This is a genomic window from Nitratireductor arenosus, from assembly GCF_009742725.1.
In the GTDB taxonomy this organism is placed as follows: Bacteria; Pseudomonadota; Alphaproteobacteria; order Rhizobiales; family Rhizobiaceae; genus Mangrovimarina; species Mangrovimarina arenosa.
Genome location: NZ_WPHG01000002.1, coordinates 159,539 through 184,360 on the forward strand (window position 1 = coordinate 159,539; position 24,822 = coordinate 184,360).

Annotated in this window: 20 protein-coding genes and 1 other RNA gene; 20 read left to right on the plus strand and 1 reads right to left on the minus strand. The window is 66.9% G+C overall.

Features of this window, described 5'->3' with window-relative positions; translation table 11 throughout:
- Positions 1 to 37 precede the first annotated feature (37 nt).
- Positions 38 to 476: RNase P RNA component class A (rnpB, locus tag GN330_RS07710), an RNA gene on the plus strand.
- A 114-nt stretch (positions 477 to 590) separates the two neighbouring features.
- Here the strand turns inward: rnpB and GN330_RS07715 are convergent.
- Positions 591 to 1,697 carry a cystathionine gamma-lyase gene (locus GN330_RS07715; RefSeq protein ID WP_156712123.1) on the minus strand — a complete coding sequence of 369 codons (1,107 nt, stop codon included), beginning with the start codon at positions 1,695 to 1,697 and terminating at the stop codon, positions 591 to 593.
- 379 nt (positions 1,698 to 2,076) lie between these two features.
- Here GN330_RS07715 and mraZ point away from each other — a divergent pair, with 379 nt between their 5' ends.
- From mraZ to recN, 19 genes are all read left to right on the plus strand, one after another.
- A complete protein-coding gene (gene mraZ / locus GN330_RS07720) occupies positions 2,077 to 2,544 on the plus strand; it encodes a division/cell wall cluster transcriptional repressor MraZ (RefSeq protein ID WP_156712124.1) in 468 nt (155 codons plus the stop codon).
- Positions 2,541 to 3,563 (plus strand): 16S rRNA (cytosine(1402)-N(4))-methyltransferase RsmH, encoded by a 1,023-nt coding sequence (rsmH, locus tag GN330_RS07725; RefSeq protein ID WP_156712125.1) that lies wholly within the window; start codon positions 2,541 to 2,543, stop codon positions 3,561 to 3,563. Before mraZ ends, rsmH begins: the two co-directional genes overlap by 4 nt.
- Before the next feature lie 3 nt (positions 3,564 to 3,566).
- Positions 3,567 to 3,929: a cell division protein FtsL gene (gene ftsL, locus GN330_RS07730; protein WP_197435091.1), complete on the plus strand. Its 363-nt coding sequence runs from the start codon at positions 3,567 to 3,569 to the stop codon at positions 3,927 to 3,929.
- Positions 3,930 to 3,955: 26 nt separating this feature from the next.
- Positions 3,956 to 5,662, plus strand: a complete 1,707-nt coding sequence (locus tag GN330_RS07735; protein WP_156712872.1) for a peptidoglycan D,D-transpeptidase FtsI family protein — start codon at positions 3,956 to 3,958, stop codon at positions 5,660 to 5,662.
- A gap of 41 nt (positions 5,663 to 5,703) precedes the next feature.
- Positions 5,704 to 7,158 (plus strand): UDP-N-acetylmuramoyl-L-alanyl-D-glutamate--2,6-diaminopimelate ligase, encoded by a 1,455-nt coding sequence (locus tag GN330_RS07740; protein WP_156712126.1) that lies wholly within the window; start codon positions 5,704 to 5,706, stop codon positions 7,156 to 7,158.
- Entirely contained in the window at positions 7,155 to 8,594 is a 1,440-nt protein-coding gene (locus GN330_RS07745) for a UDP-N-acetylmuramoylalanyl-D-glutamyl-2,6-diaminopimelate--D-alanyl-D-alanine ligase (protein ID WP_156712127.1), read from the plus strand. Before GN330_RS07740 ends, GN330_RS07745 begins: the two co-directional genes overlap by 4 nt.
- 19 nt (positions 8,595 to 8,613) lie before the next feature.
- Positions 8,614 to 9,696: a phospho-N-acetylmuramoyl-pentapeptide-transferase gene (mraY, locus tag GN330_RS07750; RefSeq protein WP_156712128.1), complete on the plus strand. Its 1,083-nt coding sequence runs from the start codon at positions 8,614 to 8,616 to the stop codon at positions 9,694 to 9,696.
- Positions 9,697 to 9,698: 2 nt separating this feature from the next.
- Positions 9,699 to 11,099, plus strand: a complete 1,401-nt coding sequence (gene murD, locus GN330_RS07755) for a UDP-N-acetylmuramoyl-L-alanine--D-glutamate ligase (RefSeq protein ID WP_156712129.1) — start codon at positions 9,699 to 9,701, stop codon at positions 11,097 to 11,099.
- On the plus strand, positions 11,099 to 12,253 hold the full coding sequence (gene ftsW / locus GN330_RS07760; protein WP_156712130.1) for a putative lipid II flippase FtsW: 1,155 nt from the start codon (positions 11,099 to 11,101) through the stop codon (positions 12,251 to 12,253). The genes murD and ftsW overlap by 1 nt, the downstream gene beginning before the upstream one ends.
- 1 nt (position 12,254) lies before the next feature.
- Positions 12,255 to 13,379, plus strand: coding sequence for an undecaprenyldiphospho-muramoylpentapeptide beta-N-acetylglucosaminyltransferase (gene murG, locus GN330_RS07765; protein ID WP_156712131.1), 1,125 nt, complete (start codon positions 12,255 to 12,257; stop codon positions 13,377 to 13,379).
- On the plus strand, positions 13,376 to 14,782 hold the full coding sequence (gene murC, locus GN330_RS07770; RefSeq protein ID WP_156712132.1) for a UDP-N-acetylmuramate--L-alanine ligase: 1,407 nt from the start codon (positions 13,376 to 13,378) through the stop codon (positions 14,780 to 14,782). The genes murG and murC overlap by 4 nt, the downstream gene beginning before the upstream one ends.
- Complete coding sequence (gene murB, locus GN330_RS07775) at positions 14,779 to 15,741, plus strand: UDP-N-acetylmuramate dehydrogenase (RefSeq protein ID WP_156712133.1); 963 nt, start codon at positions 14,779 to 14,781, stop codon at positions 15,739 to 15,741. The genes murC and murB overlap by 4 nt, the downstream gene beginning before the upstream one ends.
- A gap of 251 nt (positions 15,742 to 15,992) precedes the next feature.
- Complete coding sequence (locus tag GN330_RS07780) at positions 15,993 to 16,919, plus strand: D-alanine--D-alanine ligase (RefSeq protein WP_156712134.1); 927 nt, start codon at positions 15,993 to 15,995, stop codon at positions 16,917 to 16,919.
- The gene (locus GN330_RS07785) at positions 16,907 to 17,836 is read left to right on the plus strand and encodes a cell division protein FtsQ/DivIB (protein ID WP_156712135.1); all 930 of its coding nucleotides are present in this window, start codon (positions 16,907 to 16,909) and stop codon (positions 17,834 to 17,836) included. The genes GN330_RS07780 and GN330_RS07785 overlap by 13 nt, the downstream gene beginning before the upstream one ends.
- The gene (gene ftsA, locus GN330_RS07790) at positions 17,833 to 19,143 is read left to right on the plus strand and encodes a cell division protein FtsA (RefSeq protein WP_156712136.1); all 1,311 of its coding nucleotides are present in this window, start codon (positions 17,833 to 17,835) and stop codon (positions 19,141 to 19,143) included. Before GN330_RS07785 ends, ftsA begins: the two co-directional genes overlap by 4 nt.
- Before the next feature lie 67 nt (positions 19,144 to 19,210).
- Positions 19,211 to 20,830, plus strand: coding sequence for a cell division protein FtsZ (gene ftsZ / locus GN330_RS07795; RefSeq protein WP_156712137.1), 1,620 nt, complete (start codon positions 19,211 to 19,213; stop codon positions 20,828 to 20,830).
- Between the two features lie 288 nt (positions 20,831 to 21,118).
- A complete protein-coding gene (gene lpxC / locus GN330_RS07800; RefSeq protein WP_156712138.1) occupies positions 21,119 to 22,069 on the plus strand; it encodes a UDP-3-O-acyl-N-acetylglucosamine deacetylase in 951 nt (316 codons plus the stop codon).
- Positions 22,070 to 22,207: 138 nt separating this feature from the next.
- Positions 22,208 to 23,074 (plus strand): outer membrane protein assembly factor BamD, encoded by an 867-nt coding sequence (locus GN330_RS07805; protein ID WP_156712139.1) that lies wholly within the window; start codon positions 22,208 to 22,210, stop codon positions 23,072 to 23,074.
- A gap of 18 nt (positions 23,075 to 23,092) precedes the next feature.
- Positions 23,093 to 24,766: a DNA repair protein RecN gene (gene recN / locus GN330_RS07810; RefSeq protein WP_156712140.1), complete on the plus strand. Its 1,674-nt coding sequence runs from the start codon at positions 23,093 to 23,095 to the stop codon at positions 24,764 to 24,766.
- Positions 24,767 to 24,822 lie beyond the last annotated feature (56 nt).

The following is a 24,822-nucleotide window of genomic DNA, read 5'->3' on the forward strand; positions in this document are numbered from 1 at the left end:
CTTGCGTTTTCGTTCACCGATGCCTTTATGCGCTCTGCCAGTCGGCCGGGCGGCCGCGCGCGCAATCGCCGAAAGGCGGCGTGCGAGGAAAGTCCGGGCTCCATGGAAACACGGTGCCGGCTAATGGCCGGCGGGGGCGACCCCAGGGAAAGCGCCACAGAAAGCAAACCGCCCCGCCTGCAAACCGGTCGCCGCGCTCGAGCCGAGCGGACCGGTTTGCTGGCGGGGCAAGGGTGAAAGGGTGGGGTAAGAGCCCACCGCGCTGCTGGCAACAGCAGTGGCACGGCAAGCCCCACCGGGAGCAAAACCGAATAGGGACGGTGCGGGAGGCAACTCCCGGGCAGTTTCCGGCCCAGCCGTCCGGGTTGGTTGCAAGAGGCGGGCGGCAACGTCCGTCCCAGATGAATGGCCGCCACGTTCCGGCGCCCTCGGGTGTCGGGGCCATACAGAACCCGGCTTACAGGCCGGCTGGCATTTTTTCATGTTTCCGGGCGATTGCCCGGAAACGATCGCAACGTGATTCATGTCGTTGCGAGCGCGTTCAGCGACCTCGCGCAGCGAATCACGCGCGGCGGCCAACCGCCTTTGCTTCAGCCTTCGAGGGCCGAGGCGATTGCGTTCCACAATTCCTCTGTCGGTTCGCAGCCAATGGACAGCCTCACAAAGCCCGCATCGACGGCGTCGCCCCAGCGCGCGCGCCGTTCGGCGGAGGTGTGGACCCCGCCGAACGAGGTGGCCGGCTGGATGAGCGCGCAACGGTCGATGAAGGCCTCGGCCTCGTCCGCCGAGCCAAGGGTGAGGCCGATCAGGAAACCGAAGCGCTGCATCTGGCGGACGGCGAGCGCATGGCCGGGATCGTCCTTCAGGCCGGGATAACGCAGCGCGCGCACGCGAGGGTGGTCCCGCAGCCGCGTTGCGATCAACTCGGCCGAGTTGCACATGCGTTCGAAGCGCACCTCCAGCGTCTCCAGTCCGCGATGCACCAACCAGGCCTCGAACGGGCCCGGTATGCCGCCGGCGAGCTTGCGCCAGTCGCGCACCGCCGCGACGATCGTCTCGTTGCGGCTTGTGACATGGCCGAACAGCGTGTCGGAATGGCCGTTCGGCGCCTTGGTGTCGGCGGCAACGACGGCGTCGACGCCAAGATCGAGCGGACGCTGGCCGTATGGGGTCATGGTGGTGTTGTCGGCGATGACGAGCGCGCCGGCCGCACGCGCCTTCTTGGCGACGGCGGCGATGTCGCACAGGTCTAGGCCCGGATTGGCCGGCGTTTCGAGAAAGACCAGCCGGTAGCCGTCGAACCCGTCCTCAAGGAAGCCGGCCGTCGGGCGGGTGTCGAAGCCGATCCCCATGGGAACCAGAAAGCGCTCGGCCAGAACGCGGACCGTGTAATAGCCGTCCGAGGGCAAAAGCACGCGCTCGCCGGTCCTGAGCAGCGAAAACAACACCGCCGAGATCGCCGCCATGCCGGACGGGAAGGCGACCGCCGTCGCGTCCTCCAGATGACCCAGCAGCTTTTCGACGCCGTCCCAGGTCGGGTTGGCGAAGCGGCCATACTGGCTGACACCTGCCGGATCGCCGGGCAGGTGGAACATCGCCGCCAGCGTGAGCGGCAGCGGTACGGGGTCGCCTTTTTCCAGGCCTTCGCGGCGCAGGTGCGCCAGGCGGGCGGCGCGGTCGCTGGCGCTGTCGGTCATGGTGTCTTGTCCTTCTTGAGTGGGCAAAGGGCGGAGAGAGCCGGCCGCATGGCGGGCCGGTCCCGGTCCCTAACCCTTCGTTAGGCTTAATGGAGCATAAATCGTCCAGTGCCGCGAATTGCGTACGCCAGATCGCTTCTACGAGAAGGGAAGTCGGCATAATCCCATTGACGCCCATATTGGCCCATGATATCCCAAAAGCACATTCCGAATTTCGTTCCAGTGGCGAGTAAAGCGTCTTCTCATCCGGCCGTCGCGGCGGTGGGTGCAGGGGCGTTTGCCGTTGGATGTCGATCGGACGGGGGGCGCCGGGGACCGTGTTTGGGCGCGGAAACAACAATGAAGGAACTGGCGGCGTCGACGGCGTCCGTGTCGCGTGATGGATCGTTTCCTTTCCAGTGCAGTCAACCGTATCGACGCCAAGGGCAGGGTGTCGGTGCCGGCGCATTTTCGCGCCGTGCTGCAAAAGAAGGGGTTTGCGGAGCTCTATGCGCTGCGCGCGCTCGACATTCCGGCCTTGGACGTGGGCGGGCTCGATCTGCTGGACCGCTACGAGGCGCGGATCGAGCAGGAGGACCCGTTCCTGCGGACGGCGGACGACATGTCCTTCTTCTGTCACGGCGACGGGGCCTTTTTGAAGATCGACCGCGAGGGGCGCATCATGGTGAGCGAGTTCATGCGCGAACATACCGGCATCGACACGGATGTCGCCTTTGTCGGGCGGGGGCATTTTTTCCAGATCTGGCAGCCGGAACGCCTGAAGGCCTACGGCGCGGAGGTGCGCGCGCGGCTCGTCAAGCTTCGTCAGTCCGCCGTTCGGGGGCGGTCGAGCGAGGACCGGGAATGATGGCGGGCCCCGGCGGCCGTGAGGACGCCGGTGGCGGACCGGCCCGTCACGTTCCGGTCCTGCTCGACGCGGTGGTCGCGGCCCTGCGTCCGCAACGCGACGCGCTTGTCGTTGACGGCACGTTCGGCGCTGGCGGTTACACGCGGGCCCTGATCGAGGCCGGCGCCAGCGTGATCGGCGTCGACCGCGATCCCGACGCGATCCGCGACGGCCAGGCCACCGTTGCGGCGTCCGGCGGGCGCCTGCGGCTCGTGCAGGGTCGGTTTTCCGAACTCGACATGCTTGCCGGCGAGCCGGTCGACGGCGTCGTGCTCGATATCGGGGTCTCCTCCATGCAGCTCGACGAGGCCGGGCGCGGTTTTTCCTTCCGCCGCGACGGCCCGCTCGACATGCGCATGGAACAGACCGGCCCGTCCGCCGCCGACATCGTCAACACATTCAAGCCCGGCGACCTGGCGCGGATATTCGGCATCCTCGGCGAAGAACGCCATGCCGGGCGGATCGCGCGCATGATCGAGCGGCGGCGTATCCAAAAACCCTTCGCGCGCACGCTCGATCTCGCCGACGCGATCGAGTTGCTGGTCGGCCGCCACGCCAAGGACAAAATCCACCCCGCGACGCGCTGCTTCCAGGGCCTGCGCATCTTCGTCAACGACGAACTCGGCGAACTGGCCAAGGCCTTGTTTGCGGCCGAGCGGGCCTTGCGTCCGGGCGGGCGGCTCGCGGTCGTGACCTTCCATTCGCTGGAAGACCGCATCGTGAAACGTTTCATGGCCGACCGTTCCGGCGGTGGCGGCGGTTCGCGCCACTTGCCCGAACCGGTCGCCAGAACGGCCACGTTCGGCAAGCCGGACCGCATGGTCGCACCCTCGGGCGAGGAGGCCGCCGCCAATCCGCGCGCGCGCTCGGCCAAGCTGCGCGCCGCCACCCGGCTCGATGCGCCTGCGGGCGCGGAGGATTTCACCCTGTTCGGCTTGCCGAAACTGCCTGCGCCTGGCCACGGCGCGGAAAGGAGCTAGCGCGTGTTTCGCACGACCGACATGGTTTTGATCGCGGTCATGATCTCGGCGGCCGCCTTCACCTACAAAACCAAGCACGAGGCCGAAAACCAGTTGGACGCCCTGCGCAAGATCGAGGCCCAGCTTCGCCTGGAGCAGGAGACCATCGATCTCTTGAAGGCCGACTGGAGCCTGCTCACGCAGCCGTCGCGGCTGCAAAGGCTGGCGGAGACCTATCGCGACGAGCTCGCGCTCGAGCCGATCGAGCCCTACCAGATCGCCGGTCCGGCGGAGCTCCCCGAACGGCCGGTCGAATTGGAACCCGAACCGTCAACGACGGCCGGCACCGGCGCGGACGGCATCGTGACCGGGAGCACCAAGCCATGAAGGTCGCGCTCGGTCTCGGCAAATTTATGGCGCGCTTCGGCAAACGCGGCGCCGCCGCCTCGGGCGGCTCGATCGTCGTGGAGGGCGCGCGCAAATCCACCGGCGGGCGCTCGCGTTCGCGCGTCGTGATGGCGATGGGCGTGTTCTTCGCCCTTTACGGCGTGATCGCCGGCCGGCTGGTCTATCTCGGCCTACAGGACGTGGAACTGACCTATGTGCCGGGCGCCGACCGTCTGCTGGCCGCGCGTCCCGACATCGTCGACCGCAACGGCGAGGTGCTGGCGACCGACATCAAGTCCGCTTCGCTTTATGCCGAGCCGCGCCGCATCGTCGATGCGGACGAGGCGGTGGAACGTCTGGCCACGGTGCTGCCGTCGCTCGACTATGAGCGCACCTATTCCAGGCTCAAGAGCGGTGCCGGCTTTGCCTGGCTCAAACGCGAGATCACGCCCAAGCAGCAGAACGAGATTTTGCAGCTCGGCATCCCCGGCATCGGCTTCAGGCCGGAAAAGCGCCGGTTCTATCCGGGCGGGCCGACCGCCTCGCATATTCTCGGCCTGGTCAATGTCGACAACCAGGGTATCGCCGGCATCGAGAAATATGTCGACGACCAGGGTTTTGCGGATCTGCGCGCCGCCGGGATGGTCAGCGACGCCGCCCTGGCGCCGGTGCAACTGTCGATCGATCTGCGCGTGCAGCATATCGTGCGTGACGAACTTGCAGGTGCGATGGAACGCTACCAGGCGATCGCCGCGGGCGCGGTCGTGCTCAACGCAAAGACCGGGGAAGTGGTGGCGATGGCTTCGCTGCCGGATTTCGATCCCAACAACCCGGTCACCGCGCACCAGAAGGACCGGCTGAACCGGATGACCGCCGGCCTGTTCGAGATGGGCTCGACGATCAAGAGCTTCACCACGGCGATGGTGCTGGATTCCGGCAAGGCGACGTTGGAGAGCCGCTTCGACGCCACGCGTCCGCTGAAGATCGGCGGCTTCACCATCCGCGACTTCCACGGCAAGGGACGCGTGCTGACCGTGCCGGAAGTGTTCATCTATTCCTCCAACATCGCCTCGGGGCGCATGGCCGAAGCCGTCGGCATCGAGGGTCACAGGGCGTTCCTGAAACGAATCGGCCTGCTCGACCGTATGCAAACCGAATTGCCCGAGATCGCGACGCCGACCGAACCGGCCACGTGGAAAAGGATCAATTCGATCACGATCTCATTCGGGCACGGCATGTCGACGACGCCGTTGCAGACCGCCGTCGGCGCGGCAGCGCTGATGAATGGCGGCAAGCTGATCCCGGCGACCTTCCTGCCGCGCACCGAAGCGGAGGCGAACGCGATCGCCGAGCAGGTGGTTGCTCCTGAAACCAGCGCCGCGATGCGCTATCTCTACCGGCTCAACGCGGAAAAGGGCTCGGGCCGGCGCGCCGAAGTGCCCGGCTACCGCGTCGGCGGCAAGACCGGCACGGCCGAAAAAGTGGTCAACGGCCGCTATTCCAGCAACAAGCGCTTCAATGCCTTCCTGGCCGCGCTGCCGATGGAGGACCCGCAATATATCGTGCTGTCGATCGTCGACGAACCCAAGCCCGAGCGGGCCGGAATTGGCGCGACCGCCGGCCTCAATGCGGCCCCGGTTGTGGCCAATATCATACGCCGCGCGGCGCCCTTGCTTGGCGTGAAGCCGGATTTCGGCCAAGAAGACGCAGCGACGCTGGTATCGCACCAATGATTCTGCGCCGCTCAGACCCGGCGGCATCCAGACGGATTTACATGAAGCTCAGCGACCTTGCCGATCTCTTTCCCGACAATATGGTGCCGTCTGGCGAGGCCGCACTCGCCGGGCTTAGCTCGGATTCGCGAGCTGTCGGGCCGGGCTTCCTGTTCGCGGCACTGAAAGGCGTCAAGACAGACGGCATGGCCTATGCGCGCCAGGCCGAGCAGGCGGGCGCGCTCGCCGTTCTGGCCGGGCTGGACGCGACCGCGCCGAACCTCGCGATCCCGCTTCTTCGTGTCCCCGATCCGCGCCGCACGCTGGCGCTGGCGGCGGCGCGCTTTTACGCCGGGCAGCCCACAACCATGGTCGCGGTGACCGGCACGGCCGGCAAGACCTCGGTTGCCTCGTTCGTGCGCCAGATCTGGGAGCGCACCGGCCAGAAGGCGGCCAGCATCGGCACCACCGGGCTGAGCGCGCCCGGCCGCGAGGAATACGGATCGCTGACCACGCCGGACCCGGTGGCGCTGCACAAATTGTTGCGCGAACTGGCCGATGCCGGCGTCACCCATGCTTCGATGGAGGCTTCCAGCCACGGGCTTGACCAGCGCCGCCTCGACGGTGTGCTGCTCGCCGCCGGTGCGTTCACCAATCTGGGGCGCGACCATCTCGACTACCATCCAACCCTCGAAGACTATCACCGCGCCAAGATGCGGCTGTTCGACACGCTGTTGCCAAAGGGCGCGCCGGCAGTCGTGTTCGCCGACGATCCCTGGTCGGCGGCCACTATCGAGGCGGCCGAACGCGCCGGCTGCGAGGTGTTGACCGTTGGCCGCCGCGGCAAATTCATCAGCCTGAAGCGCGTCGAGCACGAGCGCCAGCGCCAGCGCGCCGAAATCGAGGCGGGGGGCCGGATCCACGAGATCGTGCTGCCGCTGGCCGGCGATTTTCAGATCGCCAACGCGCTGGTGGCGGCCGGGCTGGCGGTCGCGACGGGTACCGAGACCGAGGCGGCATTGCGGGCGCTGGAACATTTGCGCGGTGCGTCCGGTCGGCTCGAACTGATCGGCCAGACCAGCGCCGGAGCCCCGGTCTATGTCGACTACGCCCACAAGCCCGATGCGCTCGAAAACGCGCTTTCCGCGGTGCGGCCGTTTACCACCGGCCGGGTGGTGGTCGTGTTCGGCTGCGGCGGCGACCGCGATCGCGGCAAGCGGCCGATCATGGGCGCGATCGCGACACGGCTGGCCGACGTGGCGATCGTTACCGACGACAATCCGCGTAGCGAGGTGCCGGCGGAAATCCGTGCCGAAATCCTCGCCGACGCGCCGGGCGCGGTCGAGATCGGCGACCGGCGCGAGGCGATCCGCACCGCGGTCTCGCTGCTGCGCGCCGGCGACACGCTGGTGGTTGCCGGCAAGGGGCACGAGGAGGGGCAGACGGTCGGCGACGTGACCCATCCGTTCTCCGATCATGCCGAGGTCCGCAAGGCATTGGCGGAGCTCGGGGCATGAGCGAATTGTGGACCACGGAGGCGATGATCGCGGCCATCGAGGGCCGGCCGCTCGGACAGTTGCCCAAGGCGGTTTCGGGCATATCGATCGACACGCGCACGCTGAACCGCGGCGAAGCCTTTTTCGCCATCAAGGGCGAGACGTTCGACGGCCATGATTTCGCGACCGCGGCGATGGTCGCCGGCGCATCGCTGCTGGTGGTCGCGGAAGGCCGCCTGCCGGGACTCGGTCGCCTGACCTGTCCGATGATCGTGGTCAAGGACGTGCTGGTGGCGCTGGAGCGGCTGGCCGAAGCCAGCCGCCGGCGCTCGAAGGCCAAGATCATCGCCGTGACCGGTTCGGCCGGCAAGACGACGACCAAGGAAGCGCTCCGGCACGCACTATCCGGCTCGGGCACGGTGCACGCGGCGGAGCGCTCCTTCAACAATCATTGGGGCGTGCCGCTGACCCTGGCGCGCATGCCCGAGGACACGGATTTCGGCGTGTTCGAGATCGGTATGAACCATGCCGGCGAAATCCGCCCGCTGGTCAAGCTGGTGCGCCCGCATGTCGCGATCGTGACCATCGTCGCGGCCGCGCATCTCGGCCATTTCCATTCGCTCGACGACATCGCCCGCGCCAAGGCCGAGATTTTCGAGGGGCTGGAGCCGGACGGTCACGCGCTGATCAACCGCGACGACGCGCGCTGGCGTATCCTGCAAAAGGCCGCCAAGGATGCCGGCGTCAAGCACATACACGGGTTCGGCGAACATGCGCGCGCGACCTACAAGCTCGCCCAGTGCGCCCTGAAACCCGATCATTCGATCATCACGGCGCGGGTCGGCGGCGCGGAAATCGTGGCACGGATCGGCGCGCCGGGCCGGCACATGGTGCAAAACGCACTCGCGGTACTGGGGGCGGTGCATCTGGCCGGCGCAGACGTTGCCAAGGCGGCCGGCGCGCTCGGCACCTTCCGGGCCGAGAAGGGCCGGGGTGCGCGCCACGTGCTTGCCCACCCGGACGGTCCGATCACGCTGATCGACGAAAGCTACAACGCCAATCCGGCCTCGATGCGGGCGGCGATCGCGCTGCTCGCGGGTGCCGAAACCGGTCGGAACGGACGCCGCATCGCCGTCCTGGGCGACATGCTTGAACTCGGCGGCCATTCGGCCAAGCTGCATGCCGGGCTCGCCGAGGCGATCATCGAAGCCAGGCTCGACCGGGTCTATCTCGCCGGCGAGGCGATGGCGGCCCTGCGCGACGCGCTTGCGCGGGAAGTCGCGGTCGAATATCGCGAAAAGCGCGAGGACCTTCAGCCGGTGCTGGTCGCCGAAGTCAGGGGCGGCGACGCGGTGATGGTCAAATCGTCGCTCCGGCTCGGCTTCGCCAAGCTGGTCGACGCGCTTTTGGAACAACATCCCGCGCAAAAGAATGCCGCGGCGGCGGACGAGGGATGAAGAGGGGGGATTCCAGCACATGCTCACCTTGCTGGTAAGTGCGGCCGACCAGTTCTCGGTCTTCAACGTCTTTCGCTACATCACCTTCCGAACGGGAGGCGCGCTGATCACCTCGGCGTTGATCGTGTTCATGTTCGGGCCGGTGATCATCAACTCGCTGCGCGTGCGCCAGGGCCGCGGCCAGCCCATCCGCGCCGACGGACCGCAGACGCATTTCAAGAAGGCGGGCACGCCGACCATGGGCGGCCTGATGATCATGACCGGGATCATCTGCTCCTCGCTGTTGTGGGCGAACCTTTCGAGCGTCTATGTGTGGACCGTGCTCCTGGTCACGCTCCTGTTCGGCGCGATCGGCTTTTACGACGACTACATGAAGGTGACGAAACAGTCGCATCTCGGCATATCGGGCAAATTGCGGCTCCTGGCGGAGTTTTTGATCGCCGGCATCGCGGCATGGATCATCATGCGCAACGGCCAGGAACCGTTCTCCACCTCGCTCACGTTTCCGTTTTTCAAGGACCTGATCATCAATCTGGGCATCTTCTTCGTGCCGTTCGCCGCCTTCGTCATCGTCGGGGCCGGCAACGCGGTCAACCTGACCGACGGGCTCGACGGGCTCGCCATCGTGCCGGTGATGATCGCGGCCTCGTCCTTCGGCGTCATCGCCTACCTGTCCGGCAACGCGGTTTTCGCCGATTATCTGCAGATCCATTTCGTGCCGGGCACCGGCGAGTTGGCCGTGGTGCTCGGAGCCGTCATCGGCGCCGGGCTCGGCTTTCTGTGGTTCAACGCCCCGCCGGCCGCCATCTTCATGGGCGATACCGGCTCGCTGGCGCTGGGCGGCCTGATCGGCACGATCGCGATCGCCACCAAGCACGAGATCGTGCTGGCGATCATCGGCGGGCTGTTCGTGATGGAGGCGCTGTCGGTGATCATCCAGGTGGCGGTGTTCAAGATGACGGGCAAGCGCGTCTTCCTGATGGCGCCGATCCACCATCATTTCGAAAAGATGGGCTGGACCGAAAGCCAGATCGTGATCCGCTTCTGGATCATCGCGGTCATTCTGGCGCTGATCGGCCTGTCGACGCTGAAGCTGAGATAGAGATGATCCCGGCGCGCAGCTTCAACGGCAAGACCGTCGCCCTGTTCGGGCTCGGCGGGTCGGGCATCGCCACGGCGACGGCACTCGTCGCCGGCGGGGCGCGGGTGATCGCCTGGGACGACAATCCCGAAAGTGTGGCGCGGGCCGGTCGCGAGGGCATCGCCACGCAAAACCTGCGCGAGATCGACTGGAGCGGCGTTGCCTCGCTGCTTCTGTCGCCGGGCGTGCCCCTGACCCATCCCAAGCCGCACTGGAGCGTGGAGCTGGCGCGCGCGGCCGAGGCCGAGATCATCGGCGATGTCGAACTGTTTTCGCGCGAGCGCGCCGCACGCGCGCCCGACGCGCCGTTCATCGCCGTCACCGGCACTAACGGCAAGTCGACCACCACGGCGCTGATCGGCCATATCCTGACCCATAGCGGCCATGACGCGCAGATCGGCGGCAATATCGGCCGCGCGGTGATGACGCTCGACCCACCGGACGCCGGTCGGTCCTATGTCGTGGAATGTTCGTCCTACCAGATCGACCTGGCGCCCTCGATCCGGCCGACGGCCGGCATCCTGCTCAACCTGTCGCCCGACCATCTCGACCGCCACGGCACGATGCAGCATTATGCCGCGATCAAGGAGCGGCTGGTCGCCGGCAGCGATCTGGCGATCGTCGGCGTCGACGATGTGTGGGGCGCGCAGATCGCCGACCGTCTCGAACAGACCGGCGCCGAACTGGTTCGCATCTCCAAGCGGCTGGCGCTCGCCAACGGGCTGTTCGCCGAGGGCACGGACTTGAAGCAGGCGCGCGAGGGCAAGGTGCGCCGGCTCGCCTCGCTGGCCGGAATCGGCGCGCTGCGCGGCCAGCACAACGCCCAGAACGCGCTTGCCGCGATCGCCGCCTGCCGCAAGATCGGCGTGGGGGTCGAGGACATCCAGGCGGGGCTTGCGAGCTTCCCGGGCCTCGTCCACCGCATGGAGCAGGTGGCGCGGCGCGGGCATGTGCTGTTCGTCAACGATTCCAAGGCCACCAATGCCGATGCCGCCGCGCCGGCGCTGTCGAGCTATCCGCGCATCTACTGGATCGCCGGCGGGCTTGCCAAGGAGGGCGGCATCGAGCCGCTGCGCGGCCTGTTTCCGCGTATCGCCAAGGCCTATCTGATCGGCGAGGCGGCGCCGGCCTTTTCGGCGACGCTGGGCGACGTCGTGCCCTACGAGATTGCCGGCACGCTCGACGCAGCGGTCGCGCACGCGGCCGCCGACGCGCAGAACGACCCGGCGGGCGAGGCGGTGGTTTTGTTATCCCCGGCTTGCGCAAGCTTCGACCAGTATAGGAATTTCGAGGTGCGCGGCGACGCCTTCAAGGCGTCGGTATGCGCGCTTGCCAATATCGAACCGATCGGAGGGACAAGCTGATGGTCAGTCGTGTCGACAAGGGGCCGGTCGCCAATTGGTGGTGGACGGTCGACCGCTGGTTCCTGGCTGCGTTTTTGAGCCTGATGGTGCTCGGCATTGTGTTGTCCTTCGCCGCCAGCCCGGCTGTGGCCGAGCGCATCGGCCTGTCGGAATTCCATTTCGTCGAACGCCAGATCGTCTTCATGCTGCCGGCGGTCGGCGCCATGCTCGGGGTCTCGTTCCTGTCGCCGCGCAACATCCGCAGGCTGGCGCTCGTCATGCTGGCCGGGTCGCTGGTCGCGATGGTGCTGGTGCTTTTCGTCGGGGTCGAGGTCAAGGGCGCGCGGCGCTGGATCTCGTTGCTGGGCGTCTCCATCCAGCCATCGGAATTCCTCAAGCCGGCCTTCGTCGTGATCTGCGCGTGGCTGTTTGCCGAACATGCGCGCCAGCCCGACATTCCCGGCAATCTGTTCGCCATCATCCTTCTGGGCCTGGCGCTGGCCTTGCTGGTCGCCCAGCCCGATCTCGGCCAGACCATGCTGGTGCTGGGCACCTGGGGGGCGATGTTCTTCCTGGCCGGCATGCCGTGGCTGTGGATCGCCGTGCTCGGCGGGCTCGGCGCGGCCGGCGCGGTCGCCGCCTATTCGATCTTTCCGCACGTCGCCGACCGTATCGACCGTTTCATGACCGGCGAGGGCGATACGTTTCAGGTCGATACCGGGCGCGAGGCGATCATCCGCGGGGGCTGGTGGGGCGAGGGTCCGGGCGAGGGCACCGTCAAGCGCATCCTGCCCGACAGTCATACCGATTTCATCTTTGCCGTGGCGGCGGAGGAATTCGGCATCGTGCTCTGCTTCATCATCGTCGGCCTGTTCGCCTTCGTCGTGCTGCGCGGCCTGCGCTCGGCGTTGCGCGAGGAGGACGATTTCGTCCGCTACGCCGTCTGCGGGCTGGTCGTGCTTTTGGGCTTTCAGTCGGTCATCAACATTTCCGTCAATCTCCAGCTGATGCCGGCCAAGGGCATGACCTTGCCGTTCATCTCCTATGGCGGTTCGTCGCTGATCGCCATGGCGATCTCCATGGGTATGGTGCTGGCGCTGACGCGACGTCGTCCGGAACGGCGCAAGACGTCCGATTTCCCGTTTGCGCCCGGCAGCGCCTTCGCGGCTAAGTGACATGAGCCGGGGAACCATCTTGCTCTCGGCCGGGGGCACCGGCGGACACCTGTTTCCGGCCGAGGCGCTGGCGCACGCGCTCAAGGCGCGGGGCTGGAGCGTGCATCTGGCCAGCGACGATCGCGCCGCCCGTTATGCCGGCTCGTTTCCAGCCGACGGCCATCACATGGTTACCTCGGCCACGATCGGCTCGCGCAATCCGGTCGCGGTCGCGCGCGCTTTCTGGGCGCTGTGGCGCGGCTATCGCGAGGCTTCGGTCGTGCTGCAGCGGCTGAAGCCGAAAGCGGTGGTCGGCTTCGGCGGCTATCCGACCCTGCCGCCGGTCTTCGCGGCGACCCGGCGCGGCATCCCCACCCTGATCCACGAACAGAACGCGGTGATGGGGCGGGCCAACCGGGCGCTGTCGGCCCGTGTCACCGCCATCGCCGGCGGATTTTTGAAGGCCGAAGGCGCGCTTGCCGAGCGGATCGTGGAGACCGGCAATCCCGTACGTCCGGCCGTGATCGAGGCCGCCGCCACGGCCTATCGGCCGCCGGCGCCCGACGCGCCGTTCGAGCTTCTGGTGTTTGGCGGCAGCCAGGGCGCGCAGTTTTTCTCGCAAGTCGTACCGCCGGCCATCGCGGCTTTGCCGGAGGCGGCGCGCCGGCGCCTGCGCGTTACCCAGCAGGCCCGCCCCGAGGACGAGGCGGCCGTGCGCGCGGCCTATGGCGCGATCGGCGTCGCGGCCGAGATATCGCCGTTCTTCACCGACATGGCCGCGCGGATCGCGCACGCGCATCTGGTGATCGCGCGGGCCGGCGCGTCGACAGTGTCGGAAATCGCGGCGATCGGGCGGCCGGCGCTGCTGGTGCCCTATCCGCACGCGCTCGATCACGATCAGGCGGCCAACGCCGCCGCCCTTGAAGCGGCCGGCGGGGCCGAGGTGCACGCACAGGCGACACTGTCGGCGGAGAAGCTGCGCGATCTGCTCGAAGGCTTGATGCGCGATCCTGCCCGGCTGGACACCATCGCCGCGGCCGCCAGAACGGCCGGCAAGCCGGACGCGACCCGGTTGCTCGCCGACTTGACGGACGTTATTGCGTCGGGTCTGTCGGTTGACGCATTCAAGCAAGGAGTCCGAGCATGAAGATGCCCGAGACGATCGGTCTGGTTCATTTCGTCGGCATCGGCGGTATCGGCATGAGCGGCATCGCCGAAGCGCTCGACAATCTCGGCTACGAGGTGCAGGGCTCCGACCAGGCCGACAACGCCAATGTGCAGCGGCTGCGAGACAAGGGAATCCGCGTCTTCATCGGCCATGACGCCGCCAATCTCGGCGAGGCCGAGGTGGTGGTCGTGTCAACCGCGATCAAGAAGGACAATCCGGAACTCGCCGCCGCGCGAGAGCGGCTCCTGCCGGTGGTCCGGCGCGCCGAGATGCTGGCCGAACTGATGCGCTTTCGTCAGGCCGTGGCGATCGGCGGCACGCACGGCAAGACCACGACCACGTCGATGGTAGCCACGCTGCTCGACGCCGGCGGGCTCGATCCGACGGTGATCAATGGCGGCATCATCAACGCCTACGGCACCAATGCGCGCATGGGCGAGGGCGATTGGATGGTGGTCGAGGCCGACGAGAGCGACGGCACCTTCCTCAAGCTGCCGGCCGAGATCGCGGTGGTGACCAATATCGATCCCGAACATCTCGATCATTACGGCAGTTTCGACGGTGTGCGCGAGGCGTTCCGCCAATTCGTCGAAAACGTGCCCTTCTACGGTTTCGGCGTGATGTGCATCGACCATCCCGAGGTGCAGGCGCTGGTCTCGCGCATCGAGGACCGGCGCGTCATCACCTATGGCGGTAATCCGCAGGCCGCGGTCCGGTTCGAAAATGTCAGTACGGAGGGAACCCATTCCCTGTTCGACATCGTCGTACGCGACCGCAAGACCGGTCAGGTGAACGACATTCGCGGCCTGCGCCTGCCAATGCCCGGCCGCCATAACGTTGCCAATGCGACCGCGGCGATCGCGGTCGCGCACGAGCTCGGCATTTCGGCCGACGATATCCGCAAGGGGTTGTTGTCCTTCGGCGGTGTCAAACGGCGCTTCACCCCGACCGGCATCTGGAACGGCGTCCAGGTCTTTGACGATTACGGCCATCACCCGGTCGAGATCTCGGCGGTTCTGGATGCCGCGCGCGAGACCTGCAAGGGCCGCGTCATCGCGGTCGCCCAGCCGCACCGTTTCACCCGGCTGCGCGATCTGTTCGACGATTTCGCCTCCTGCTTCAACGACGCCGACACGGTTCTGATGGCGCCGGTCTATCCGGCCGGCGAGGACCCGATCGAAGGCGTGTCGGCCGAAACGCTGGTGGCGCGCATGCGCGCCGGCGGACATCGCGACGCGCGCGCGATTGCCGGACCGCAGGCGATCGCGCCGATCGTGCGCGGGCTTGCTCGCGACGGCGACTACGTGATCTTTCTGGGCGCCGGCAACATCACCCAATGGGCCTATCAATTGCCCGAAGAACTGGCCGGGGCCGCCGCATGAACGGCGGCGCGCTTCTGGAGGGCATGGGCGACCGGCTCTCGACGCTGCGCGGACGCGTCACGCCCGACGCGGCGATGGACAAGATCACCTGGTTTCGCGCCGGCGGAACCGCGGACGCCCTGTTCCAGCCCGCCGACGAGGAGGATCTGGCCGCGTTTCTGAAGGTGGTGCCGCACGATATCCCGGTCACCGTCGTCGGCATCGGTTCGAACCTTCTGGTGCGCGAGGGCGGCATCCGCGGTTTCGTCGTCAGGCTGTCGGCCAAGGGGTTCGGCGAGGTGCAGGCGATCGGCGACAACCGCATTCGCGCCGGCGCCGCGACGCCGGACAAACGCGTGGCGGCCACGGCCCTCGAGGCAGGTATCGGCGGCTTTCACTTCTATCACGGCATTCCCGGTGGGATCGGCGGGGCGCTGCGCATGAATGCCGGCGCCAATGGCGTGGAGACGCGCGAGCGCGTCGTCGAGGTGCGTGCGCTCGACCGTGCCGGCGCGGTACACGTTCTGTCCAATGCCGATATGGGTTATGCTTACCGCCATTCCGCCGCGCCGAAGGATCTGATCTTCACCTCGGCCATATTTGCCGGCGAGCCGGCCGACAGGGACGCGATCAAGGCGGCGATGGACGCCGTCCAGCACCATCGCGAGACCGTGCAGCCGATCCGCGAAAAGACCGGCGGCTCGACCTTCAAGAACCCGGAAGGGTCGTCGGCCTGGAAGGAAATCGACAAGGCCGGCTGCCGCGGTCTGATGATCGGCGGCGCGCAGATGTCGCCCATGCATTGCAATTTCATGATCAACACCGGCACCGCGACCGGCTACGATCTCGAACTTCTCGGAGAGACCGTGCGCGCCCGGGTGCTGGAAAACTCCGGGATCAGGCTGGCCTGGGAAATCCGGCGCATCGGCGCCTTCAAGCCCGGCCACGAGATCGACGAGTTCCTGGGGCAGATGTTGTAACCTGCCCGCCGATGCTGCGGAGCGGCGGCCAGGCCGCCGCCGAGCCGGGCGATCGGGCATTATCGTGCGGACGCCCCGACATTCCATACTTGCCAGCGGGCTAAAGCTCTGATTCTTTGGGGCCAAGCGTTTCCTGATTTGAGTCGTTTCACGCGTTCGCCGCGTTTTTGACCGGGGGGTCTTCCGCCGGCGGACTCGGACTCAAGCCCGGAATGCGCGGAGAGGCCCGCCGAAGCAGGGGAAGTCGGGGTATGGCGAAAAAACATGTGGCCGTTCTCTTGGGAGGCTTTTCTTCCGAGCGGCCTGTTTCGCTGTCGTCGGGCAATGCCTGCGCCGACGCGCTCGAGGGCGAGGGGTACCGCGTCACGCGCGTCGATGTCGATCACGACCTCGGTCGTGTGCTGGCGGAATTGCGACCCGATGCAGCCTTCAACGCCCTGCACGGGCCGTTCGGCGAGGACGGCAAGGTCCAGGGCATCCTCGAATATCTCGAAATTCCCTACACCCATTCCGGCGTGCTTGCCTCGGCGCTGGCGATGGACAAGGAAAAAGCCAAGCTGGTTGCCAGGGCGTCGGGCATTCCGGTCGCCGAATCGAAAATCCGCAACCGGTTCGAGATCGGATCCCGGCACCCGATGAAGCCGCCTTATGTGGTCAAGCCGGTCAACGAGGGCTCGAGCTTCGGCGTCGTCATCGTCAAGGCCGACCAGCCGCATCCGCCGCAGGTCATCCAGTCGCACGACTGGAAATACGGCGACACCGTCATGGTCGAGCGATTCGTGCACGGGCGCGAATTGACCTGCGCGGTGATGGGCGACGTGGCGCTCGGCGTCACCGAGATCGTGCCGGTGGGGCATTCCTTCTACGACTATGACGCAAAGTATGTCGCCGGCGGCTCAAAACACGAATGCCCCGCAAAAATTTCACCGAATATTTACCAAAAAATACAGACACTCGCGCTCAAGGCTCACCAAGCCATCGGCTGCCGGGGCGTGACCCGGTCCGACTTCCGCTATGACGACCGCCATTCGGAAAATGGCGAGCTGATCTGGCTCGAAGTCAACACACAGCCGGGCATGACGCCGACATCGCTCGTGCCGGAACTGGCCGCGCATGCCGGCCACGGTTTTGGCGAGCTCCTGCGTTGGATGGTGGAGGACGCCTCTTGTTTGCGTTGAGACCGGCAAAAAACCGTAAAACGGGCGCTTCGCTCCCGTCGCGGACGTTTGCCGGCTTGTCGGAGGGCGTTTTGCCGCGACTGCTGCGCCGTCCGGCGCGGTTCCTGTCGCGCCTCGATGTCGACACGCTGGAGGTGCCGCGTCACGCCATGCTTGCCGCCACGCTCGGCGTGCTCGCGGCCACCGGCGCCTATGGCGCGGTGCTTGGCGGGCATATGCCGTCGATCGTCAAGGGAGTGACCGCGCGCAGCGGCTTCGCCATCGATGACGTTCGGATTTCCGGCCATCGCGAAACCTCCGAGATCGACATCCTTGGCCGGCTCGAGCTCGACGGGTGGACGTCGCTGGTCGGCTTCGATGCCGATACGGCGCGCGCGCGCATCACCGCGATGCCATGGGTGCATTCGGCCTCGGTCCGCAAGATCTATCCCGACGCGATCGAGATCGAGATCGCCGAGAAGCAGCCGTTCGCGATCTGGCAGCGCGGCAGCGACCTGACCCTGATCGAGCGCGACGGGGCCGAGATCGCGCCCTACCGCAGCGATCGCTACGCCATGCTGCCGCTGGTGGTGGGCGCCGGGGCGGCCGAGCGCGCGCAGGAAATTGTGCGCAAGCTCGCCCTCCACCCCGAGCTTGCCGGGCGCGTCAAAGGGTATGTGCGGGTGGCGGACCGGCGCTGGGATTTGCGGCTCGCCAACGGCGTTGCCGTCAAATTGCCCGAGAACGGCGAAGGCCGCGCGATCGCCGAACTGGCCGCGCTCGACCGGGCGCACGGGCTGTTGGCGCGCGATATCGCCGCCGTCGACATGCGGCTCGACGATCGCCTGGTGGTGAAGCTGACGCCTGAAGGGGTAGTGCGGCGCGACGCGGCCTTGAGCATGCGCGCCAAGGGCAAGCGCAAGGGGCGGTCGATATGAGCTGGATCACCACCCCCCGCGATACCGCCGCCCGGCGCTCGGGCGTTGTGACCGTGCTCGATGTCGGATCGAGCAAGATCTGCTGCATCATCGGCAAGCTGCGCCCGGCCGAAAACGGGCAGCTTTTGAAGGGGCGCACGCATCAGGTTCGTATCGTCGGCATCGGCCACCAGAAATCGCAGGGCGTGAAGTCCGGCATGGTCGTCGATCTCGATCGTGCCGAACACGCGATCCGGCTGGCGGTCGACGCGGCCGAGCGCATGGCTGGCGTGACCGTCGATTCGCTGATCGTCAATTTGTCGGCCGGCCGGCTGAAAAGCGAGGTCTCGACCGCTACGGTCAATCTCGGCGGGCACGCCGTGGAGGCCTCCGACATCAAGAAGGTGCTCGCCGCCGGCGCCAAGCAGGCGCTGGAGGCCGAGCGCGAATTGTTGCATTCGCTGGCCGTCGGGTTTGCGCTCGATGCCGAGCGCGGCATCCGCGATCCGCGCGGCATGGTCGGCGAAACGCTGGGCGTCGACATGCATGTGCTGACCGCGGACGCGGCGCCGATCCGCAATCTCGAATTGTGCATCAACCGGGCGCATTTGTCGGTCGAACGCATGGTGGCCACGCCCTATGCGAGCGGCTTGGCGGCGCTTGTCGATGACGAGGCGGAGCTCGGCGCGGCCTGCATCGACATGGGCGGCGGCACGACGACGCTGTCAGTGTTCGCGGACGGGAAATTCGTTCACGCCGAATCGATCCCGGTCGGCGGCAACCACGTCACGCTCGACCTGGCGCGCGGCCTGTCGACCAGTGTCGAGGTCGCCGAGCGTTTTAAGGTCATGCACGGCTCGGCCTTGCCGAGCACCGCCGACGAGCGCGACATCGTCAACGTTCCCTCCGTCGGCAGCGGCGAAGGCGACGAGCCGCTGCAGGTGCCGCGCGCGGTGATGACGCGCATCATCCGGGCGCGGGTGGAGGAGACGCTGGAACTGGTGCGCGAGAGGCTGGGCCGGTCCGGCTATGGCAGCACGATCGGCAAGCGCGTGGTGCTGACCGGCGGCGCAAGCCAACTCGTCGGCCTGCCAGAGGCGGCGCGGCGCATTCTGGGCCGCAGCGTGCGCATCGGTCGGCCGCTCGGCGTGGCCGGCCTTCCCGAAGCAGCCAAGGGGCCGGCTTTCGCGGCTGCAGCCGGCCTGATGATCTACCCCCAGGTCGCTTCATTCGAAAACAGCCGGGTATCGAAATTCATGGGCATGCGCGCGACCGGAACGGGCGGGCGGTTCCTGCGTATGGGTCAATGGTTGAGAGACAGTTTCTAACGTTGAGGGTCACACCTCCTGGCGGCCGCGGCGGCGATGCGGCGAGAAAGGCGAAAAGGACGACGACATGACAATCAATCTGCAAAAGCCGGACATCACCGAGCTGAAGCCGCGCATCACCGTCTTCGGTGTCGGCGGCGGCGGCGGCAACGCCGTCAACAATATGATCACGGCCGGCCTCAAGGGGATCGATTTCGTGGTCGCCAACACCGACGCGCAGGCACTGACGATGTCGAAGGCCGACCGGCTGATCCAGCTTGGCGCCCATGTGACCGAGGGGCTCGGCGCGGGATCGCAGCCGGAAGTGGGTCGTGCGGCCGCGGAGGAATGCATCGACGAGATCGTCGACCATCTCGCCGGTACGCATATGTGCTTCGTCACCGCCGGCATGGGCGGCGGCACGGGCACGGGTGCGGCGCCCGTGGTTGCGCAGGCCGCGCGCGAGAAGGGCATCCTGACCGTCGGCGTCGTCACCAAGCCTTTCCATTTCGAGGGCCAGCGGCGCATGAAGATCGCCGACCACGGCATCGAGGAACTGCAGAAGTCGGTCGACACGCTGATCGTCATCCCGAACCAGAACCTGTTCCGCATCGCCAATGACAAGACGACCTTCGCCGATGCCTTCGCGATGGCCGACCAGGTGTTGTATTCGGGCGTTGCCTGCATCACCGACCTGATGGTCAAGGAAGGTCTGATCAATCTCGACTTCGCCGACGTGCGCTCGGTGATGCGCGAGATGGGCAAGGCGATGATGGGCACCGGCGAGGCGTCCGGCGAGGGCCGCGCCATGGCCGCCGCGGAGGCCGCGATCGCCAATCCGCTGCTCGACGAAAGCTCGATGAAGGGCGCCAAGGGCCTGTTGATCTCGATCACCGGCGGCCGCGACCTGACCCTGTTCGAGGTCGACGAGGCGGCGACGCGCATTCGCGAGGAAGTCGACCAGGAAGCCAATATCATTCTCGGCGCCACCTTTGCCGAGGATCTGGAAGGCGTGATCCGGGTCTCGGTCGTTGCCACCGGCATCGACAAGAAGGCTTCGGAGATCGCGGCGACGCCGGTCGAAATCCGCCAGCAGCCGAAGCCAGCCGCTCCGCGCGCTGCCGCGCCGCAGCATGCGCCCGAGGCACGCCCGTCGCCGGCTCCATCGCCTGCCGCCGAGGCCGCGCTTGCGGACGATCCGGTTGCCGAAGCGATCCGCGATGCCGAACGCGGTGGTGCGGTCCAGCAGTCGGAATTCCGGCCGCAAAGCCGGATATTCCAGGCGCCGCCCGAGCAGACGGCCGCGCCGGCAAGGGCCGCCGCGCCACGGCCGCAGCCGGTCGCCGCCGAGGCCCAGCCCCGCATGCCGCGCGTGGAGGATTTTCCGCCGGTGGTGAAGGCCGAGCTGCAGGCGCGCTCCAGTGCCGAGGCAGTTGCCGAGGACAAGGGGCCGATGGGGTTGCTGAAGCGGCTGACCACCGGTCTGTCGCGCCGCGAGGACGAGCCGACGCGGGGCGCGAGCGCGCCGCGCGAGCCGCAATTGGTGCGTCAGCCCGAAGCCCGACGGCTCGCCAGCCAGGACGCGCAGCTTTACGCGCCCCGGCAGGGCCAACTCGACGATCATGGCCGCCTGACGCCGGCCTCGCGCGCGCAGCAGGAGGACGATCAGCTCGAGATCCCGGCTTTCCTGCGCCGGCAAGCCAACTGACGAGGCCTCGCGCGCCTTGTGAACAACCGAAGCGGACCGGAGGGAAACCTTCAGTCCGCTTCATCTGTTTCCTCAATGAAAACAAGGCGTAATGGACGCCGGTTCAACAAAGAATCTCGTAACACAGAGTAAGAAACCGTGATTTGGCGACTCTCCGCGCGGACAGTATCTTCGGTTCCGATTTGTACAGGCGCTGTGCAGGGCTTTCGGGGATTGGAGTTCCTGAACGTACGCGCGACAGAACCGCGGGCTTGCGATCGGTCGAGCGGTCTCGTACGGGGCGGGGCTATGGGATTAGAATTGCACGAGTATCAAACCACGCTGAAATCGCGCGCCTCCCTGTCGGGGATCGGCGTACATTGCGGCAAACCGGTTACGATCCATTTCAATCCTGCCGATGCCGATTCGGGCATCGTGTTTTCGCACCAGAACGGGGCAGGGGAACCGATCGAGATCCGGGCGCTGGTCTCCGAGATCGGCGCGACCGATCTGTGCACGGCGCTTGGTGCACCCGGCGGGTCGCAGATCGCGACGGTCGAGCATCTCATGGCGGCGCTGTTCGCGCTCGGCATCGACAATGTCTCGATCGACATCGACGGGCCCGAAGTGCCGATCATGGACGGCAGCAGCCAGGATTTCGTCGAGGCGTTCGAACAGGCCGGTATTCAGGCTCTTTCCGTCAAACGCCGCTATATCCGCGTGCTGAAGCCGATCCGCGTCGAGAAGGGCGGCTCGTGGGCCGAGTTCCTGCCCTATGACGGAACCCGTTTCGAGATCGAGATCGATTTCGAGAGCAAGGCGATCGGCCGCCAGTTGTTCGCGTCCGACATCGATCCCGGCGTGTTCAAGCGCGAGATCGCCCGGGCGCGCACCTTCGGCTTCATGAAAGACGTGCAGCGGCTGTGGGCGGCGGGTTATGCGCTCGGTTCGTCGCTGGAGAATTCTCTGGTGATCGCCGACGATGACAGCATCGTCAATATCGAGGGGTTGCGCTACGAGGACGAGTTCGTGCGCCACAAAACGCTCGACGCGATGGGCGACCTTGCGTTGGCGGGCGCGCGTTTCATCGGCTGTTTCCGCTCCTATCGCGGCGGGCACAGCCTCAACGCTTCGGCGTTGCGCCTGCTGTTGTCCGATCCCGCCGCCTTCGAGATCGTCGAGACCGGACGCCGCGAGCGCGGCCGCTCGGCGGAGCTGATCGCGGTGAACGCGCCGGCCTATGCGCCGTGGCGGCTTTGAAAGCTGTTCGGGCGCTCGGGGGACGGCGTTTCGCCACAAAATTGCGCGATTGAGGGGCGATAGCGTTGCCCGAAAGCCGATGCTATGATTAATGGCATCGGTCGGCAGGCCGTATCGGCCCGAGGGACCAGAACACAGATGCGATCCGATCGAATTTCACGGCCAAGCAGGCGCGCGGGCAATTTCTTGTTGGCGTTGTCGGTGCTTGCGTTCCCACTCGCGGTGGCCGGCTGTGCCTCGGAAAAGGACATCGATCTCGCCAGCTATGTCGAGGACATCGAGCCGGCGGACACGCTCTACAATCAGGGCCTGGCCAATCTGGAGGCCGGCCGGATGAGCGAGGCGATCGCCAAGTTCGAGGCCGTCGATCGCCAACATCCCTATTCCGAATTCGCCCGCCGCGCGATGGTGATGCACGCCTTCACCAATTACCGGCAGGGCAACTACCAGGACGCCATTAACACCGGCAAGCGCTACGTTTCGCTCTACCCTTATACGGACGACGCGGCCTACGCGCAGTACATTGTCGGCCTGAGCTATTTCCGCCAGATTCCCGACGTCACCCAGGACCAGAAGGACGCGCGGCGCACGATCGAGGCCATGGACGAGGTGATCACCCGTTGGCCCGAATCCGAATATGTCGAGGACGCCAAGACCAAAAAGCGTTTCGCCCGCGACCAGCTCGCCGGCAAGGAAATGCAGATCGGCCGCTACTATCTCGAACGGCGCGAATATGTCGCCGCCATCAAGCGTTTTCGGCTGGTGGTCGAGGCCTATTCGGACACGCGCCATGTCGAGGAGGCGTTGGCGCGCCTGACGGAAGCCTATTTCGCCATGGGGCTCGCCTCCGAGGCGCAGACCGCGGCGGCCGTGCTCGGGCACAACTATCCGGACAGCCAATGGTATCGCGATTCCTATGCGCTGCTGCAGACCGGCGGGCTTGAGCCGCGCGAGAACAGGAAGTCGTGGCTGTCGAAGGCCGGAGCCGCCATTCTGGGCGGCTGACGGGAGCGGGCGTCCGCAATGCTCGTCCAGCTCTCGATCCGCGATATCGTCCTGATCGAAAGACTCGATATCGGCTTTGCAGCCGGCTTGTCGGTGCTGACCGGAGAGACGGGCGCCGGCAAATCGATCCTGCTCGACGCCCTGTCCCTGGCGCTCGGCATGCGCGGCGATGCCGGGCTGGTGCGCTCCGGCGCGGCGCAGGGCCAGGTCGTGGCCGCCTTCGACGTTCCCGCCGATCATCCAGCGCGCGCCATCCTGCGCGACAACGCCATGGAGGATGATGGCGACATCGTTTTGCGCCGGGTTCAGACGGCGGACGGGCGTACGCGCGTTTTCGTCAACGACCGGCCGTCCAGCGTGACGCTGATGCGTCAGGTCGGACGCGCGCTGGTGGAAATCCACGGCCAGCACGACGAGCGCGCGCTGGTCGATCCGGACGCGCATCGCGACCTGCTCGACGCCTTTGGTGGGCTCGGCCTTCAGAGCGAGGCGACGCGGGCATGCTGGCGGGCGTGGCGCGCTGCCGATCAGGAGCTGGCGCGGCACCGCGCCCGCGTCGAGGCCGCCGCGCGCGAGGCCGATTATCTGCGCGCATCGGTGGAAGAACTCAACACGCTCGATCCGATGCCGGGCGAGGAGGAGGAGCTTGCCGGCCTGCGCGCGGCGATGATGCGGGCCGAAAAGATCGCCAGTGAGATCAGCGATGCGCAGGAAGTCTTTTCCAGCCCCGCCTCGCCGGTGCCGCAGCTTGCCAGCCTGCTCAGGCGGCTCGAGCGCAAGGCCGGCGAAGCGCCGGGCCTGCTGGAGGATACCATCAAGGCGCTCGACGAGGCGCTGATCGCTCTCGATTCGGCGCAAAGCGGCATCGACGCGGCGATGCGGGCGACCGAATTCGACCCCAAACGGCTCGAGGACGCCGAGGAACGGCTGTTTGCTTTGCGCGCTGCCGCGCGCAAGCACAATGTTGCGGTGGAGGGGCTTGCCGAGTTGCGCGACGGTATGGCCGCCGATCTCGCCGATCTCGACGCGGGCGAGGAGCGGCTGGCCGGACTGGAAAAGGCGGCGCTCGTGGCGCGCCAGGACTACGACCGGACCGCGGCCGCGCTTTCGGTCGACCGCCACGCCGCGGCCGCAATGCTGTCGGCGGCGGTGATGGCGGAACTGCCCGCGCTGAAGCTCGACCGGGCCGAATTCATCGTCCAGATCGACAGCGAGCCCGACGACCGCCGCGAGGACGGCATCGATCAGGTCGAGTTCTGGGTGCGCACCAATCCGGGCTCTCGGCCGGGTCCGATGGTCAAGATCGCTTCCGGGGGCGAATTGTCACGCTTCCTGCTGGCGCTGAAAGTGGCGCTGGCCGACCGCGGTTCGGCGCCGACGCTGGTCTTCGACGAAATCGATACCGGCGTTGGCGGCGCGGTCGCCGATGCGATCGGCAAGCGGCTGGCGCGGCTGGCGGACAGGGTGCAGGTGCTGTCGGTCACGCACGCCCCCCAGGTGGCGGCGCGCGCGGCCAATCACTTCCTGATTTCCAAGACCGGCACCACCGAAAGCGTCGCGACCGGGGTCGAGGCACTTGCCGAGGCGGCGCGGCGCGAGGAGATCGCGCGCATGCTCGCCGGCGCCACCATCACCGACGAGGCGCGCGCGGCCGCGGGTAGGCTTCTGGGCGAGAACGCGCCTGTCAGTTGAAGTCTGCGGCAAAGCTGGCATAGCTTGGCCGCTCAGCCGCCGGACCGCCGGCGCCG

Bases quoted from the DNA above. Each gene is read 5' to 3' on its own strand.
- GN330_RS07715 (WP_156712123.1), bottom strand. From the start codon at position 1,697: ATGACCGACAGCGCCAGCGACCGCGCCGCCCGCCTGGCGCACCTGCGC.
- mraZ (WP_156712124.1), top strand. From the start codon at position 2,077: ATGGATCGTTTCCTTTCCAGTGCAGTCAACCGTATCGACGCCAAGGGC.
- rsmH (WP_156712125.1), top strand. From the start codon at position 2,541: ATGATGGCGGGCCCCGGCGGCCGTGAGGACGCCGGTGGCGGACCGGCC.
- GN330_RS07735 (WP_156712872.1), top strand. From the start codon at position 3,956: ATGGCGCGCTTCGGCAAACGCGGCGCCGCCGCCTCGGGCGGCTCGATC.
- GN330_RS07740 (WP_156712126.1), top strand. From the start codon at position 5,704: ATGAAGCTCAGCGACCTTGCCGATCTCTTTCCCGACAATATGGTGCCG.
- GN330_RS07745 (WP_156712127.1), top strand. From the start codon at position 7,155: ATGAGCGAATTGTGGACCACGGAGGCGATGATCGCGGCCATCGAGGGC.
- mraY (WP_156712128.1), top strand. From the start codon at position 8,614: ATGCTCACCTTGCTGGTAAGTGCGGCCGACCAGTTCTCGGTCTTCAAC.
- murD (WP_156712129.1), top strand. From the start codon at position 9,699: ATGATCCCGGCGCGCAGCTTCAACGGCAAGACCGTCGCCCTGTTCGGG.
- ftsW (WP_156712130.1), top strand. From the start codon at position 11,099: ATGGTCAGTCGTGTCGACAAGGGGCCGGTCGCCAATTGGTGGTGGACG.
- murG (WP_156712131.1), top strand. From the start codon at position 12,255: ATGAGCCGGGGAACCATCTTGCTCTCGGCCGGGGGCACCGGCGGACAC.
- murC (WP_156712132.1), top strand. From the start codon at position 13,376: ATGAAGATGCCCGAGACGATCGGTCTGGTTCATTTCGTCGGCATCGGC.
- murB (WP_156712133.1), top strand. From the start codon at position 14,779: ATGAACGGCGGCGCGCTTCTGGAGGGCATGGGCGACCGGCTCTCGACG.
- GN330_RS07780 (WP_156712134.1), top strand. From the start codon at position 15,993: ATGGCGAAAAAACATGTGGCCGTTCTCTTGGGAGGCTTTTCTTCCGAG.
- ftsA (WP_156712136.1), top strand. From the start codon at position 17,833: ATGAGCTGGATCACCACCCCCCGCGATACCGCCGCCCGGCGCTCGGGC.
- ftsZ (WP_156712137.1), top strand. From the start codon at position 19,211: ATGACAATCAATCTGCAAAAGCCGGACATCACCGAGCTGAAGCCGCGC.
- lpxC (WP_156712138.1), top strand. From the start codon at position 21,119: ATGGGATTAGAATTGCACGAGTATCAAACCACGCTGAAATCGCGCGCC.
- GN330_RS07805 (WP_156712139.1), top strand. From the start codon at position 22,208: ATGCGATCCGATCGAATTTCACGGCCAAGCAGGCGCGCGGGCAATTTC.
- recN (WP_156712140.1), top strand. From the start codon at position 23,093: ATGCTCGTCCAGCTCTCGATCCGCGATATCGTCCTGATCGAAAGACTC.